Source organism: Streptomyces sp. DH37 (assembly GCF_029813835.1).
Taxonomy (GTDB): domain Bacteria; phylum Actinomycetota; class Actinomycetes; order Streptomycetales; family Streptomycetaceae; genus Streptomyces.
Genome location: NZ_JARVKV010000005.1, coordinates 125,337 through 139,207 on the forward strand (window position 1 = coordinate 125,337; position 13,871 = coordinate 139,207).

Genomic DNA, 13,871 nt, shown 5'->3' on the forward strand with positions numbered 1-13,871 from the left:
CCCCGCGTCCCGGTGGCGTGCCACCGGGACGCGCCCGGCGCACCCCGCGGTCGCCCCGGGCGCCGTGCGCCGGCCGGGCCCGTTCCCCGGGGACCGCCCCGCGGACCCCCGCGGACCGCACGTACGAGCAGACCGAACAGGACAGGCCGGCCCGTTCCGGCCGGAGAACCCGACCCACGACGGGAGAGCGCGACATGGACGAGAACACCCGCTACCAGGTGCTGCGCAACGACGAGGAGCAGTACTCGCTGTGGCCGGTCGACGTGGAGGTGCCCGCCGGCTGGCACCCCGTCGGCAAGGAGGGCACGGAGGCCGAGTGCTCCGCCTACGTCGACGAGGTCTGGACCGACATGCGCCCGCGCAGCCTGCGCGAGCGGATGGAGAACACCGGAGCCTGAGCCCGCGCCTCCGGCGCCGGGGGCGGCGACCGCCGCCCCCGGCACCACCCCCGCCACACACCCCCGCCACACACCCCCGCCACACTCCACCGCCTTGGTCCGGCCCCCCACACGCACCGCCGCGCCGCGCCCCACCGCGAAGCGGCCGTCCCAACCGCACCGCATCACCACGAGGAGCCGCCATGACGCCCGTTCTGCGCACCGACCGGCTGGAGTTCACGCCCTACCGCCCCGAGGACGAGGACGCCTTCGTCGCCCTCCTGCGCGACGAGGAGGTCTGCCGCTGGATGGGCCAGGAGCAGGTCCCCGAGGCGGACCTCCGCGTGCTGTTCCGCGCCATCCTCACCGACGTCTACCCCAAGCGCCTGTTCGACGTGTGGGGCGTGTGGTGCGACGGGGTGTACGTCGGCCACGCGGAGGTGAAGAAGACCGGCAACGTCGACGGGCACGAACTCGTCACCGCGCTCGCCCCCCGGTACTGGGGCAAGGGGCTGGGCACCGAGGTGGTCCGCGGCCTGCTGCGCCACGCCGCTGACAACCTGGGGCTGAAGGAGGCCTACGGCATGGTCGGCGACGGGAACGCCGCCAGCCTGGCGATGTGCCGCCGCCTGGGCTTCCGGCACGTGCGCGACGTGGTCGGCGACGACGGCACGGTGACGAAGATGCTGGTGATCTCCACCACCGAGGTGTCCTGAGCCGCGGCGGTGCCGGTCCCGCGCCCTGCCGGCGCGCGGCGGGACCTCGCCCGCCCCGCGCCCGGCACGGGCCGGGTCCGCCGCCGGGCAGACCAACGCACTCCGGGTCACGCCCGTGGGCACCGGCACGGACGTGCGCTCGATCGCCTTCAGCGACGGGGTGCCCGTCCAGGCCGGGGAGCACTGCGCGCACCCCGGCCCCGGCGACGCGACCCGCGCCGTGCGAACTGCCGGTGGCCGCCTCCTCCGCCGGTGACATCCGCGTCCTGCCCGGCGACGGCATGGACCACCTGATGGGCGGGGCGGGGACCAGATCCTCGCGGGAGGCCGGGGGCGACCACATCGAGGCCCACGGAGGCGCGGACACCGTCCACGGCGAGGAGGGCCGTGACACCGTCACCGGCGGCCCCGGCGAGGACGTCCTGCCGGGCGGCCCGGACGCCGACGGGGTCGTCCGGTGGGCCGGGTCCGGAGGAGGACGGGGACGGGAACGGTGCGGTCGTGCGCGCCGCGGGCGGGCGCGCGGGCACCGCTCCCGTCCCCGTCCCGAACGCCAACGCGCCGTGACGGCCGGTGCGCGGGGGCGCCGGTCAGTGCCGCTCCCGCTCCTCGCCGGGGTCCGCGACTCCGGCCCCGGAAGCGGCCGGAGCGGTGCCGGAGGTCCCGGCGGGCCGTGCGGGGCGCAGGCGGTACGCGACGGCCGCGAGGGCGATCACCAGCACGGCCAGTCCCGCCCACACCTGCGTCTGGGTGGTGTTGAGCCCGGCGCCGGTGACGCCGGGGGTGCGGCCGCCGTCGCGGCCGGTGGCGGTGACGGCCAGCAGGCCGACGACGGTGGCGGCGGCGGCGATCCGCCCCGCCGACCGGGCCACCAGGGGCAGCGCGCCCGGCCGCGTGGCCGCGTCGCGCAGGTGCAGGCGCTCACCGCGCCGTGCGGGGACGAGCAGCCGGACCAGGAGCAGGACGGCGACGGGCAGTTGCAGCAGCCACACCGTGGTGCGGAAGACGCCGTCGTACCAGACGTTGGTCCCGTACAGCAGGGTGTGCCACACGCTGAGGACGTAGACGACGATGACGAAGCGGTGCAGGGCCCGCCACATCCGGGAGCCGGTGGCCTGCCGCAGGTAGAAGGCCAGGCCGAGCGGGATGGCGAGGTAGAGGGCGAGCAGGCCGATCAGGATGGCGATCCGGCCGGTTCCCGAGGAGTAGACGCCGGGGACGAAGACCTCGGCGAAGGAGGTGGCCAGCCTCCCCGGCCAGCCCGCCCCGTCCTTGTTGGTGCGCACCAGCTCGGCGAAGAACATGGCGGCGTGCGCGAACATCAGGCCGATGGTGGTCAGACTGGTGGTGCGGTGCCAGCGCTCGATCCGTACCGCCGGCACCCGCAGCCATCCGGGGCGGGCGCTGGAGCGGACCAGGCCGAGCACGACGGTGATCCACGCCCACAGCAGCCCCGTCCAGCCGAACGCCTGGCATAACCAGTACATCCAGTACCGGTCGGCGTCCGCCAGCGGCGGCATCACCTGGATCGTCATGGAGGTGCCCGCCTCCACCCGCGCGTACAGCCACGCGAAGACGCCCGCGGTGATCACCAGCGCGGCGGTGGCGTCGGGCAGCGCCGCCCGCAGGTCCGCCCGCAGCGCGGACCGGTCGAACCGTTGACGTCGCTTCGCCTGGGCCGAGGTCTTCACCATCGCAGGGACACCGCTTTCTCGTGGGGGGTGAACGGCTTGCCCGGTCGGGCGTCCGCACGTGAGGGCACGGCCTCCGTCCGCGGGCGCCCCGAGAGTAGCCAGAAGTCGCGGTCCCGGAAAGGTCCGCGCGCCGCGGCGCGCCGCCCGCTCCGGTACGGCCGGTCCTTCACATATCCTTCACCGGTCCGGCGGGAACCGGGACGGGGAGGCGTCCGACGTCTGGGTTGTGGGCGCCCGTGCCCACCGGGCCGGGTGCTGCTCCCCCCGGCTCTGGTCGGCCCCGGAATCGAGGTGGCAGCGGCATGCACTGGTACGAGGACGACACGCTCTGGTCGGAGTTCTCCGAGACGATGTTCTCCGAACGCAGACGCGCGGAGGTGGCCTCCACCGTCGCGAAGTCCCCGCTGCTGGACTTCCCCGCCGGGACCCGCGTACTGGACCTGTGCTGCGGCCCCGGCCTGTACCTCGTGCCGCTCGCGAGCGCCGGATGCCGGGTGACCGGCGTCGATCTCAGCCCCGTCATGCTGGACAGGGCCCGTGCCGCCTGCGCGGCGGCCGGGGCCGAGGTCCGGCTGGTGCGGGCGGACATGCTGGAGCACGTCGAGCCGGAGTCCTACGACGTGGTGCTGAACGTCTACACCTCCTTCGGCTACTTCGACGACCCGCGGGACAACCTCCGCGTGCTGCGCAACGCCCGTCAGTCGCTGGTCCCGGGCGGCCGGCTGCTGGTGGACGTGATGGGCAAGGAGGTCCTCGCCGGCTGGATCGGCCGCCCCCAGCTCGTGGAGCTCGAGGACGGCGCCTACGTGGTGCAGCGCGACACCATCCTGGACGACTGGACGCGGCTGCGCACCGACTGGACGCTGGTGCGCGGCCGGACGGCGCGGCAGGCGTCGATCACCTCCTTCGTCTACAGCGCGGCCGAGCTGCGGGGGATGTTCGAGGAGGCCGGCTTCACCCGTGTGGAGTGCTACGGCGACTTCGACGGCGCCCCGTACGACCACCACGCGCGGCGGCTCATCGTGCGCGGCGTCCGGCCGGGCGGCCCCGCGCCGGCGGAAGGGCGGTGACCGGCGTGCGCACCGCACCGGTTCCCCCGGTCCACGAGCACATCACCGACGCCCTGAAGGCCCCCGACCTGATCCGGCTGGGCGACGCCGTCGTGCTCGCCCGGTTCGAGACGCTGAAGGTCTACGCCGCGCTCGGGGCCGTCCGCGCGCTGCTGGAGCGCGGCACCGTGGTCCCGGGCCAGACCCTCGTCGACAGCTCCAGCGGCATCTACGCCCTGGCGCTGGCCATGGCCTGCCACCGCCACGGCCTGCGCTGCCACATCGTCGCCTCCACCACCGTCGACACGGCCATGCGCGCCCAGCTCGAGGTCCTCGGCGCCACCGTGGACCAGATGCCGCCCTCCCAGGACCTGCGCCTGGACCAGGAGCGGCGGGTGCGGCGGGTGCGGCAGCTGATCGCGGACCGGCCCGACATGTACTGGATGCGCCAGTACCACGACCCCGTCCACTACGCCGGGTACCGGGAGTTCGCCGACCTGGTCGACGCCGCGCTGCCCGGCGGCCCGCTGACCGTGGTCGGCGCCGTGGGGACCGGGTCCTCCACCGGCGGACTCGTCCAGCCGCTGCGCGAACGCGGCCGGCGGGTGCGGCTGGTGGGGGTGCAGCCCTTCGGCAGCGTCACCTTCGGCAGCGAGGGCTTCAGCGACCCCGAGGCGATCATCGCCGGCATCGGCAGCTCCATCCCCTTCGGAAACGTCCGCCACGGCCTGTACGACACCCTGCACTGGGTCGACTTCCGGCACGCCATGGCCGGCGCCGTCGGGCTGCTGCGCGACCACGCGGTGTTCGCGGGGCTGTCCAGCGGCGCGGCCCACCTGGTCGCGGGCTGGGAGGCCGCCCGGCAGCCCGAGCGCGTCCACCTGGTCATCGGCGCGGACACCGGCCACCGCTACACCGAACGCGTCTTCGCCCGGCACCGCGAGGCCCTCGATCCCCGCGGCCTCAAACCCCATCAGATCACCTCCCTCGCCGACCTCTCCCTGCCCTGGTCGGTCATGGAGTGGGGGCGGCGGAGCCACGACGTGTCCTCCCCGTCCGCACGGCGGACCGTACCGGCCTCGACCGCGAAGGAGCCGACCGCGTGACCATCGCCGCCCTGGAGGAGCTCACCTTCGGCCTGGGACGCCTGGTGGAGGCGGCCGGGAAGGCAGGGCACCGGCTGTGCCTGCTCACCGGGAACCGGGACGTCTACCGCCACGAACTGGAACGGCTGGCCCCCGGCGCGCTCGACGTCGTCGACGTCGACACCCGCGACGAGGCCGCCACCGCCGCGGTGCTGGCGGGGCTGCCCGGCCTGTGCGGCCTGGTCAACTCCACCGACACCTGGAGCGTCCCCGGAGCCGACCTCGCCGCCGGGCTCGGCCTCCCGGGGCCCGGGCCGGCCGCGGTACGCCTGCTGCGGGACAAGCACCGGGTACGCAACCTCCTGCACGACCGGGGGCTGAGCCGCGGCCGTGCCCTCCTGGTGCGTCCCGGCCCCTCGGCCGCCGCCGAGGTGCTCGCCGGCGTCGGCCTGCCGGCCGTCCTCAAGGACTCCGCGGGAACCTCCTCCCGCAACGTCTGGGTGGTGCGCGACGAGCGGCGGCTGCGTGAGGTCCTCGCCGAGGCCGCGCGGCGGCCCCTCACCGGGAGGCTGTTCGCCGAACCCTTCTTCGCCGGGCCCGTCTACAGCGCGGAGACCCTGAGCTGGAAGGGCGAGACGCGGCTGCTGGGCGTACTCAGCCGCCAGATGTCCCCGCAGCCCTCCGTCCGCGAGGAGGCGGCCGCCTTCCCCGTGGCCCTCCCCGACACCGAGTCCGCCGCGCTCGGCGCGTGGGTGGGGCGGGTGCTGGAGGCCGCCGGCCACGACTGCGGCTTCGCGCACGTGGAGTTCGTCCTCACCTCCCGGGGCCCGGAGCTGGTGGAGATCAACCGGCGCATCGGCGGCGCCCTCGTCGGCGAGGCCCTGTGCCGCGCCCTGGGGACCAACGTCTACGAGGCCGTGGTCGACACGGCGCTCGGCCGGCGCCCCGCCCTGCTGGACGCGCCCGCCCCCTCGGGGCCCGCCACCGGCTTCGTCCTCCTCTACCCCGACCGGCCCGGCACCCTCACCGGCTGGTCGGGGCTGGAGCACCTGTCCGCCTTTCCCGGCTCGCCCCAGTGGTACCCCACCGCGGCCCCCGGGGACCGCGTGGAGCACCTGGAGGACCAGCGCGGCTGCACCGGGATCGTCCTGGCCGAGGCGGCGACCGCCGAGCTGGCCCTGCACCGCGCCCTGAGCGCCGCGGGCAGCGTGCGGCCGGTCGTGGTACCCGACCCGCCCGCCGACCACCGGGGATGACGGGGGAACCGGCCGGCCCCGGCACCGTCTCAGGTGGGGGAGCCGGTCAGGCTCGGTGCCCCCCGCTCCGGGTCCCGCTCGCGGCGCGGCTCCCGCTGCCCGTCGGCCTCCGCCGCGCCCAGCAGACCGATCAGGGTCTCGCGCGCCCGGGCGACCCGCGAACGCACCGTACCGACCGGGCAGCCCGCCACCGCGGCCGCCTCCGCGTACGGCAGGCCGAGGAGCTGCGTGAGCACGAACGCCTCCCGTCTGTCCGCGGGGAGGGCCGCGAGGAGCTCCGACAGCACCACGCCCTCCTCGAACCCCGGTAACCCCCGGGGCTGTTCCCCCTCCACCGCCGACTGCCAGTCCTCCACATCCGCCACCCGAGGGCGGGCGGAGGCCGTCCGGAACCGGTCGGCCACCACCCGCCGGGCGATCGCCAGCAGCCAGATGCGGGCGGGCGAGCGCCCCTCGAAGCCGGGAAGGCCGCGCAGGGCCCGCAGGTAGGTGTCCTGCACGAGGTCGTCCGCCGCCCGCGCGTCACCGCTGAGGTGGGTGACGTACCGCCGGACGTCACGCAGGGTGCCCCGGACGAAGGACTCGGTCGCCTCCGGGTCGCCGAACCGGGCCGCCAGGGCCCACATCGTCACCTGCTCGTCGTCACGCACGGCTCTCCTCCCCGACACGCCGCTGCGCTCCCGGGCCTTCGGGGAGGATGGGCCCATGCCGTGTTCCCGCATCCGCACCGCCCTCTCCGCCCGCGTCGACGGCGAGGCGCTGCCGCCGGACGTCGCCGTTCCGGCCCTCGAGGCGCACCTGGCGTCCTGCGCGCGGTGCCGCCGGTGGGAGGAGAGCGCCCGGCGGCTGCGGCAGGCCACGCTCCCGGCGGACGGCGGCGAGACCTCCGGTGCGGACCGGCTCCTCGCCCACCTGCGGGCGGGGTCCGGGGCGCGTGCCGAAGACGGACGGGAGTGGGGCGGTACGCAGGCCGGCTGAGGGCCGGGAGGGCTCCCGTCGCCGTGGGGCCCCGCCCGGGGCGGAACCGGCCGGCGCGGGCGTGTGGTCATGGACAGGGTTCATCGTCTGAGGTCCTTCGGGTGTCCGGCCGTCGGCGGCCGGTGGACGGGCGGCCGGAGGGGGCGGCACCGCGTCCCGTTCCCCGGCCGATGGCTCCGTGCGGTCACACGACAGAGCCCTGGCGGGGCGGACCTCGCGACGAGACGACGTGGACCAGTACGAAGCGCCGGAGCGGACGCCATAAGCTCCGGACCGGCCCGCACTGCGGACACGGCACGGGTGTGCGACGACCCGTGAGGAGGACGAGCGGCGCGTACAGCCACGCCGACAGCGCCCGGACGAGCCGGTACACGGCCCGTTCGCCGCCCGACAGCCACACGGCGCCCGCCAGGGCGACCAGCAGGTGGACGGCCACCATGCCGGCGACCCCGCCCGGCACGGCCACGCCTCCCACGGCCTCCGCCGCGACACGGACCGGGTGTCCAGGGCACCGGTCCGTGACCGGCGGACCGCACGGCAGGTGGCCCGTGTGGTCCCCGGCGAACGAGGGCGTCCCGGAGGGGAACGGCCACCGGCCCGCCGGGGAGAGCGAGAACCCGATGTGGAGAAGGGCCTGCGAGGCGAGGGCGGCCGCGCTCACCGGAAGCGGCCGTCGCTCACGCCCCGTCAGCCTCCAGGCGCCTCCCGCCGTGACGCAGACGGCGCCCGCCACCACCCACGGGGAGACGGGAACGCCGGAAACCGCCGTGTGCCCCAGCACCGTGAACAGCACGCACACCGACGCGAACACCACGGTACGCACCGCTCGCAGGACGACTCCCGTACCCATGGCCCGCCCATGGTCGCACTTCCGGTACGCATCCGGAATCGAGCGGCCGGGATTTCCCGGCACCACCTCGCCGCACGGCGCCGCCCCGGCTCCTCCGGGTCAAGGGCCCGGGGCCGTCCCGGCCCCGGGCCCGTCAACTGCCGACCGGCCGACCGGCCGCCGGACGAAGGACCGGGGGAAAGGCCGCACGGCCCCGGCCCGTGCCGTCGCCCGCCGGTCCCGCCCCCGGCCGGCGACCGTCCTCCGGGCCGGCGACCGTACGCCGCGCCGCCCGGGCAGGCGTCACCCGGCCGTGTGCGCGAGGACGGCGGCGGCCAGCTCCTCGTGCACCTCCGGCGGCAGCGTGTGCCCCATGCCCGCCACGGTCATCAGCCGCGCCCCCGGGATCCGCTCGGCGATGATCGCGCCGTGGCCCGGCTTGGCCGGCTCGTGGCTGCCCTCGACGACCAGCGTGGGCGCCTTCACCCGGTGCAGCACGCCCACCGGCTCGAAGTCCGGCTTGGCCGCCGCGGCCAGCCGGTGGTTGGCCACCGCCGACAGGTCGCGGGCCCGGTCGTGGATCCGTTCCTGCAGCCGGCGCGCCGCGTCCTCGTCGAACGGCAGCCCGGTGCCGTGCAGCACGCGCTGCTCGGCGATCATGCCGTCGATCCGGGCGCGCCGGTCCTCCGGCGGCGGGGCGGCCATCAGCGCACGGTAGAAGGCCACGAACTCCGGCGTCGGCTCGGGCAGGCTCCCCTCGGGCTGCGGCTGCCCCGTCAGGGCCCGCATGAGCACCCGGCCTTCGCCGCCGCCGAGCGGTGAGGAGCCGATGACGGTCAGCGAGCGCACCCGCTCCGGCCGCTCCACCGCGACGAACTGGCCGAGCAGCCCGCCCGCCGAGTGGCCGACCAGGTGCGCGCTCTCCAGGCCGTGGGCGTCCAGCACGCGGTACACGTCGTCCTTGATGTCCTCCCAGGTGTACGGCTCCGCCGCGAAGTCGACCGTGCCCGACATGCCGGTGTCGCGGTGGTCGTACCGGATCACCCGGCGGCCTCCTGCGACGAGGCGGCCGACGAACTCGTCCGGCCACAGGACGCCCTGCGACATCGACCCCATGATCAACAGGATCGGCGCGTCCTTCACGGCGCCGAACTCCTCACTCCAGATGCTCACGTCATGCATGTCTCAGAGCATGTCCGCTTCCGCCGCGGGCGCCTTCTGTAGAACTACCAGTCGCGCCAGCTCCGCGCGGGAGCCGATGCCCAGCTTCGGATAGATCTTGTACAGGTGGTACTCGACCGTGCGCGGGCTCAGGAAGAGCCGGGCGGCGATCCGCTTGCTCGACAACCCGTCGGCGACCAGGCCCGCGATGCGCAGTTCCTGCGGGGTCAGCGCGTCGAGCACGGCCGGGGGCGGGGTCTGCCCGCTCTCGCCCGCCGCCCGCAGCTCACCCCGCGCGCGCCTCGCCCACGGCCGCGCGCCCGCCCGCTCGAACGTCTCCCACGCCGTCCGCAGATGCGCCCGCGCCTCGCCCGGCCGCTTCGCGCGGCGCAGGCGCTCACCCAGCAGCAGGGCCGTCCTGGCCGCCTCGAACGGGTTGGTGTGCAGCCGCAGCGCCTCGCCGAAGGCGTCCTCGGACGACTCGGCCAGGCCCCGGCAACGGGCCAGCAGGGCGCGCGACTCGGGCGTCGCGGCGTGCGCCGACCACCGCTCGTACGCCTCCAGCGCCGCCCGCGCACCCACCTCGTCACCCGCGCCCACGGCGGCCTCGACGCGGTCCGGCGCCGTCCGCCACACCACGGTGGGGTGCCCGAGGCCCGGTCCCGCCGCGGCGATGGCCGTGAAACGGTCGTGCGCCGCCGCGTAGCGCCCCAGGCACAGGTCGAGCAGCGCCAGCGCGTACGCGGCGACCCCCGCCCGCAGACCCACCCGATGCGGTACGGCGATGGCCAGCGCCTCGCGGGCCTGCCGTTCGCAGGCCTCCTCCTCGCCCCGCAGCGCCGCCAGCACCGCCAGGTTGGCCAGGTGCGCGGCCACGGTGTTCGCGTAACCGGCCTCGCGGGCCAGTTCCAGGCCCTCCTCGGAGACGGCCCGGCTGCTCGCCAGCCGCCCGGCGATGCGCTCGGCCGTCGCCGCGAACTCCAGCACGACCGGAAGCTGCCCGGTCATCCCCGACACCCTGGCCACCCGTCCGGCCCGGTCGGCCATCTCGGCCGCCAGGTCCGACTCGCCCAGGTGACTGGCGGCGGCCGCCGCCCACAGGTACTCCGCCGCCTCCTCCAGCTCGCCGACCCTCGACAGCGCCCGCCGCAGCAGGCCCGGCCCGGCGGCGTCGCCGTCCAGCGCCAGGCCGATCCCGGCCACCGTGTCCCGCAGGAACCCCTCGGGGTGGGCCGCCGCCCGCCGCCCGAGCTCGACGACGGCCGCCGTGTCGCCGACGTACGAGGCGGCCTCCGCGGCATCGGCCAGCATGTCCAGGCTGTCGCCCGCCGCCAGGATCCGCACGGCTTCGGCGGCGTTGCCGGAGTTCAGCTCGAACCGGCCCCGGAGCCGGGCGATCTCCATGGCGAGGCCGGCGTCCGCGCCGGCGTGGTCGCGGGCCTCGGCCAGCAGCGACTCCGCCTGCCCCGGGCGGCCACCGAGCCAGGCCGCGACGGCGGCGTCCTTCAGACGGGCGGCCCGGGCGTGCGGCCCGGGGGTCAGCTCGGCGGCCCGGGCCAGGGCGGTGGCGGCGGTGCCGTACCCGCCGCGGCGGCGCGCCCGCTCCGCGGCGGCCACCAGCTCGGCGGCGACCCGCTCGTCCTGGCCCATGGCGGCTCCGGCCAGGTGCCAGGCGCGACGGTCGCCCTCGGTCAGCTCCGCCAGTACGGCACGCACCCGGCGGATCCCGGCGGGGGCGGCCGCCTCGTACACCGCCGACCGGATGAGCGGATGGCGGAAGCGCACGCGCGGGCCCGCGAGTTCGGCCAGCCCGGACTCCTCCAGCTCGGCCAGCGCGATCCGCCCGGTCCCGGCCCCCGCGCCCTCCCCGGGCCGTACCGCCCGCTCGGCGGACAACCGGTCGGTGGCGCGCAGGACCAGGTCGAGGTCGGCCTCCACGGCGGCGACCAGAGCGAGCAGCCGGGCGGAGGCGGACAACGCGGCCACCCGGTCGCCGAACAGCCGGGCGCCACCGGGCAGCGGGTCGGGCAGCGGTTCGCGCCCGGTGAGCTGCGCGGGCGTCAGGCGGGCGGCGATCTCGCCCAGGGCGAGCGGATTCGCGCGGGTCAGCGTGACGAGTTCCCGCGCCACAGCGGGCCGCACACCGCAGCGGGACTCCAGCATCTCGGCCGCCGCGGCTTCGGGCAGGCCGCGCACCTCCACCGTCAGGGGCACACCCTTGACCGGAGCGTCCCCGCGCACGGCGAACAGCATCGCGATCCTCTCCGTCTCCAGCCGTCTGGCGGCGAACAGCAGTGCGTCCGCCGAGGCCCGGTCGACCCACTGGAAGTCGTCGACCACGCAGACCAGCCCGTCCGGCGCGGCGGCCTCGGCCAGCAGTGAGAGCACACCGGCGCCCAGCAGGTACCGATCGCCGGCAGCGCCCGCGGCGAGTCCCAGCGCCGCGCGCACGGCGTCGCTCTGCGGTTCGGGCAGCGCGTCGAGCGACCCGGTCACCGGCCACAGCACCTGGTGCAGCGCCGCGAACGCGAGGTCGGACTCGGCCTCGGCGCCGGTGGTCCGCAGCACGCGCATCGCACCGCCCCGCACGGCCGCCGCGTCGAGCAGGGCCGTCTTGCCCACGCCCGCCTCGCCCCGCAACACCACCGCACCGCCGAAGCCGTCGCGAGCCCGCGCGATCACCTCGTCGAGTGCGCTGATTTCCGCGGATCTGCCGTAGAGCACGAGCACCCACTGTAGGAGACCCCCACGCCGCCCGTCCTCACGGAGGTCACTCCTCACGGACGACCCTTCGCCGGAGCAGGACCGAGGGGGATCCCCGGACGCCTGTTGATCCGCGGTCGGCCCCCGGAACCCGTTCCCGCCCGGCAACGCACCGACGACCTGGTACGGTGCGCGGGTCGCGCCGCCCGGAGGGCCGTGGCGGCGCTCGGGGGAGAGGGGCCGGGTGACGATGCGGGCGCCAGAGGTCTCGCGTGCGGTGGCCGCGGCCGTGTCGACCGCCTCGTCCCTCGGCCTGGCGGTCGACGACGCGATCGTCCTTCACGACTCGAACAGGCTCACTCTGCGTCTGCTGCCCTGCGACGTCCTGGCCCGGGTGGCACCTGTGGCGAACCAGGTCGCACGGTTCGAAGTCGAGCTCGCTCAGCGCCTCGCCGGATCCGGTTGCCCTGTGGCTCCTCTCGAGCCCCGGGTGGAGCCACGCGTCCATGAGCGCGACGGTTTCGTGGTCACGCTGTGGACCTACTTCGAACCCGTGACACCTCGGGAGGTCCCACCGGCCGATTACGCCCGTGCGCTCGAACGGCTGCACGCCGGCATGCGCGGAGTGGACGTCCCGACACCGCACTTCACGGATCGAGTCGAGCAGGCTCAGCGGCTCGTGGCCGACCGCGACCGCACTCCGGCGCTCGCCGACGCGGACCGGGAGCTGCTCGGCGACACGCTGCGAAGCCTGAGGCGAGTGGTCGGCGAGCGCGGCGGCGCCGAGCAGCTGCTGCACGGCGAGCCGCACCCGGGCAACGTGCTCGCCACGGAGAACGGGCTGCTGTTCACAGACCTCGAGACGTGTTGCCGCGGGCCCGTCGAATTCGACCTCGCCCATGCGCCCGAAGAGGTCGGCGAGCACTACCCGGATGTCGATCAGGGCATGCTGCGCGAGTGCCGGATCCTCGTGCTGGCGATGATCACGACGTGGCGCTGGGACCGGCACGACCGACTCCCCAACGGGCGCCGGCTGGGCACGGAGTGGCTCGGCCGGATCCGAGCGGCACTCGATCGCGACGGCCCGGACGCCCGCGGCTGATCGCCGGCCTTCGAGGCCCTGGTCGGCCGGCTGCTGACGCCGGGACCCCGCGATCCCGGTCTCGGCCGGTTGTGGGCGGGATCCGGCCGCACATGCCGACGGCTCGATCACCGGTTCGGACTCCTCCGGGACAAGGCGGACGTCACCGGTCACGGCACGTGCCGCTGCGGTCGGCGACGCGCCGACCGGGCCGAGGCCGGGGACGTGGCGCCCGCCCGCGCCCCGGCCGACAGCTCGTGGCTGAACCGCGTCGAGGACCGGTCCACCGCCCTGCGCCGCTCCGCACGCGACGGCACCGGCGGCGCCGGCCACCGGGAGCGGGGCGGCACGATCCGCTGCCACCCCGTCCGGCGGAGCCGGCGCACGGCCGATGTTCGCTTGCGCGCCCCCGCCGTTCGGGCCAACGTCGCCTGACACCCGACGAAGGCGGAGAGGACGACCACGCAGACCCACCCCGTCGACCACGAACTCATCCGGGCCGCGGCGCACGTGGCCCGCACGCGCTGCCGGGGCGACAACCACACCATGGCGGCCGCGGCCCGCGCCCGGGACGGCCGGATCGTCACCGCGGTGAACGCCTACCACTTCACGGGAGGACCGTGCGCCGAGCTGGTGCTCGTCGGCGCGGCAGCCGCCCGGGGCGCCTACGACCTGGACACGATCGTCGCCGTGGGCGACCGCGACCGGGGGGTCGTCCCCCCGTGCGGCCGGTGCCGTCAGGTCCTTCCCGACTACTTCCCCGCCCTCAAGGTCGTCGTCGGCGCGGACGACCGCATACGAACCGTCCTGATCACCGACCTGCTTCCCGAGAGCTATGTCCGGGCCGACCACCAGCTCGGCACCGGGTGAACCGCCGCCCGGCCGGTCACCGAAGCCGGCGGCGCCCGGATCCGACACGCCCGGTGACCACGGCCGGCCGCC

The 13,871-nt window shown here is 75.9% G+C and carries 13 protein-coding genes and 1 pseudogene; 9 read left to right on the forward strand and 5 right to left on the reverse strand.

Features of this window, described 5'->3' with window-relative positions; genetic code table 11:
* Positions 1 to 194: 194 nt before the first annotated feature.
* The 3 genes and pseudogenes from QC029_RS04470 to QC029_RS31155 all read left to right on the forward strand — a co-directional run.
* Entirely contained in the window at positions 195 to 398 is a 204-nt protein-coding gene (locus tag QC029_RS04470) for an MbtH family NRPS accessory protein (RefSeq protein ID WP_279554040.1), read from the forward strand.
* Positions 399 to 580: 182 nt separating this feature from the next.
* Positions 581 to 1,093 (forward strand): GNAT family N-acetyltransferase, encoded by a 513-nt coding sequence (locus tag QC029_RS04475; protein ID WP_279554041.1) that lies wholly within the window; start codon positions 581 to 583, stop codon positions 1,091 to 1,093.
* A gap of 293 nt (positions 1,094 to 1,386) precedes the next feature.
* A pseudogene (locus QC029_RS31155) lies at positions 1,387 to 1,506 on the forward strand (hypothetical protein); the annotation flags it as partial.
* A gap of 177 nt (positions 1,507 to 1,683) precedes the next feature.
* On the opposite strand, the gene QC029_RS04480 reads toward QC029_RS31155, so the two are convergent.
* Positions 1,684 to 2,787, reverse strand: a complete 1,104-nt coding sequence (locus QC029_RS04480) for a ferric reductase-like transmembrane domain-containing protein (protein ID WP_279554042.1) — start codon at positions 2,785 to 2,787, stop codon at positions 1,684 to 1,686.
* A gap of 302 nt (positions 2,788 to 3,089) precedes the next feature.
* Between QC029_RS04480 and QC029_RS04485 the strand changes: the two genes are divergently transcribed.
* From QC029_RS04485 to QC029_RS04495, 3 genes are read left to right on the forward strand one after another with little or no spacing between them, the layout of a single operon-like run.
* Positions 3,090 to 3,857, forward strand: a complete 768-nt coding sequence (locus QC029_RS04485; protein WP_279554043.1) for a class I SAM-dependent methyltransferase — start codon at positions 3,090 to 3,092, stop codon at positions 3,855 to 3,857.
* A 5-nt stretch (positions 3,858 to 3,862) separates the two neighbouring features.
* On the forward strand, positions 3,863 to 4,942 hold the full coding sequence (locus QC029_RS04490) for a pyridoxal-phosphate dependent enzyme (protein WP_279554044.1): 1,080 nt from the start codon (positions 3,863 to 3,865) through the stop codon (positions 4,940 to 4,942).
* Positions 4,939 to 6,177: an ATP-grasp domain-containing protein gene (locus QC029_RS04495; protein ID WP_279554045.1), complete on the forward strand. Its 1,239-nt coding sequence runs from the start codon at positions 4,939 to 4,941 to the stop codon at positions 6,175 to 6,177. Before QC029_RS04490 ends, QC029_RS04495 begins: the two co-directional genes overlap by 4 nt.
* A 29-nt stretch (positions 6,178 to 6,206) precedes the next feature.
* Here QC029_RS04495 and QC029_RS04500 read toward each other — a convergent pair whose 3' ends face one another.
* Complete coding sequence (locus QC029_RS04500) at positions 6,207 to 6,827, reverse strand: sigma-70 family RNA polymerase sigma factor (protein WP_279554046.1); 621 nt, start codon at positions 6,825 to 6,827, stop codon at positions 6,207 to 6,209.
* 55 nt (positions 6,828 to 6,882) lie between these two features.
* On the opposite strand from QC029_RS04500, the gene QC029_RS04505 reads away from it, so the two are divergent.
* Entirely contained in the window at positions 6,883 to 7,155 is a 273-nt protein-coding gene (locus QC029_RS04505) for a zf-HC2 domain-containing protein (RefSeq protein ID WP_279554047.1), read from the forward strand.
* A gap of 184 nt (positions 7,156 to 7,339) precedes the next feature.
* On the opposite strand, the gene QC029_RS04510 is transcribed toward QC029_RS04505, so the two are convergent.
* From QC029_RS04510 to QC029_RS04520, 3 genes are all read right to left on the reverse strand, one after another.
* Positions 7,340 to 8,005 carry a hypothetical protein gene (locus tag QC029_RS04510; RefSeq protein WP_279554048.1) on the reverse strand — a complete coding sequence of 222 codons (666 nt, stop codon included), beginning with the start codon at positions 8,003 to 8,005 and terminating at the stop codon, positions 7,340 to 7,342.
* A gap of 282 nt (positions 8,006 to 8,287) precedes the next feature.
* Positions 8,288 to 9,166 carry an alpha/beta hydrolase gene (locus QC029_RS04515; RefSeq protein WP_279554050.1) on the reverse strand — a complete coding sequence of 293 codons (879 nt, stop codon included), beginning with the start codon at positions 9,164 to 9,166 and terminating at the stop codon, positions 8,288 to 8,290.
* Between the two features lie 3 nt (positions 9,167 to 9,169).
* Positions 9,170 to 11,869 (reverse strand): AAA family ATPase, encoded by a 2,700-nt coding sequence (locus QC029_RS04520; protein WP_279554051.1) that lies wholly within the window; start codon positions 11,867 to 11,869, stop codon positions 9,170 to 9,172.
* 229 nt (positions 11,870 to 12,098) lie between these two features.
* Here QC029_RS04520 and QC029_RS04525 point away from each other — a divergent pair, with 229 nt between their 5' ends.
* Positions 12,099 to 12,950: a phosphotransferase enzyme family protein gene (locus tag QC029_RS04525; RefSeq protein WP_279554111.1), complete on the forward strand. Its 852-nt coding sequence runs from the start codon at positions 12,099 to 12,101 to the stop codon at positions 12,948 to 12,950.
* Positions 12,951 to 13,421: 471 nt separating this feature from the next.
* Complete coding sequence (locus QC029_RS04530; protein ID WP_279554112.1) at positions 13,422 to 13,799, forward strand: cytidine deaminase; 378 nt, start codon at positions 13,422 to 13,424, stop codon at positions 13,797 to 13,799.
* The last annotated feature ends 72 nt before the right edge of the window (positions 13,800 to 13,871 follow it).

What these genes read in the sequence shown, in the direction of transcription:
- QC029_RS04470 (WP_279554040.1), top strand. Translation starts at nt 195, where the DNA reads ATGGACGAGAACACCCGCTACCAGGTGCTGCGCAACGACGAGGAGCAG.
- QC029_RS04510 (WP_279554048.1), bottom strand. Translation starts at nt 8,005, where the DNA reads ATGGGTACGGGAGTCGTCCTGCGAGCGGTGCGTACCGTGGTGTTCGCG.
- QC029_RS04515 (WP_279554050.1), bottom strand. Translation starts at nt 9,166, where the DNA reads ATGCATGACGTGAGCATCTGGAGTGAGGAGTTCGGCGCCGTGAAGGAC.
- QC029_RS04475 (WP_279554041.1), top strand. Translation starts at nt 581, where the DNA reads ATGACGCCCGTTCTGCGCACCGACCGGCTGGAGTTCACGCCCTACCGC.
- QC029_RS04485 (WP_279554043.1), top strand. Translation starts at nt 3,090, where the DNA reads ATGCACTGGTACGAGGACGACACGCTCTGGTCGGAGTTCTCCGAGACG.
- QC029_RS04525 (WP_279554111.1), top strand. Translation starts at nt 12,099, where the DNA reads ATGCGGGCGCCAGAGGTCTCGCGTGCGGTGGCCGCGGCCGTGTCGACC.
- QC029_RS04480 (WP_279554042.1), bottom strand. Translation starts at nt 2,787, where the DNA reads ATGGTGAAGACCTCGGCCCAGGCGAAGCGACGTCAACGGTTCGACCGG.
- QC029_RS04505 (WP_279554047.1), top strand. Translation starts at nt 6,883, where the DNA reads ATGCCGTGTTCCCGCATCCGCACCGCCCTCTCCGCCCGCGTCGACGGC.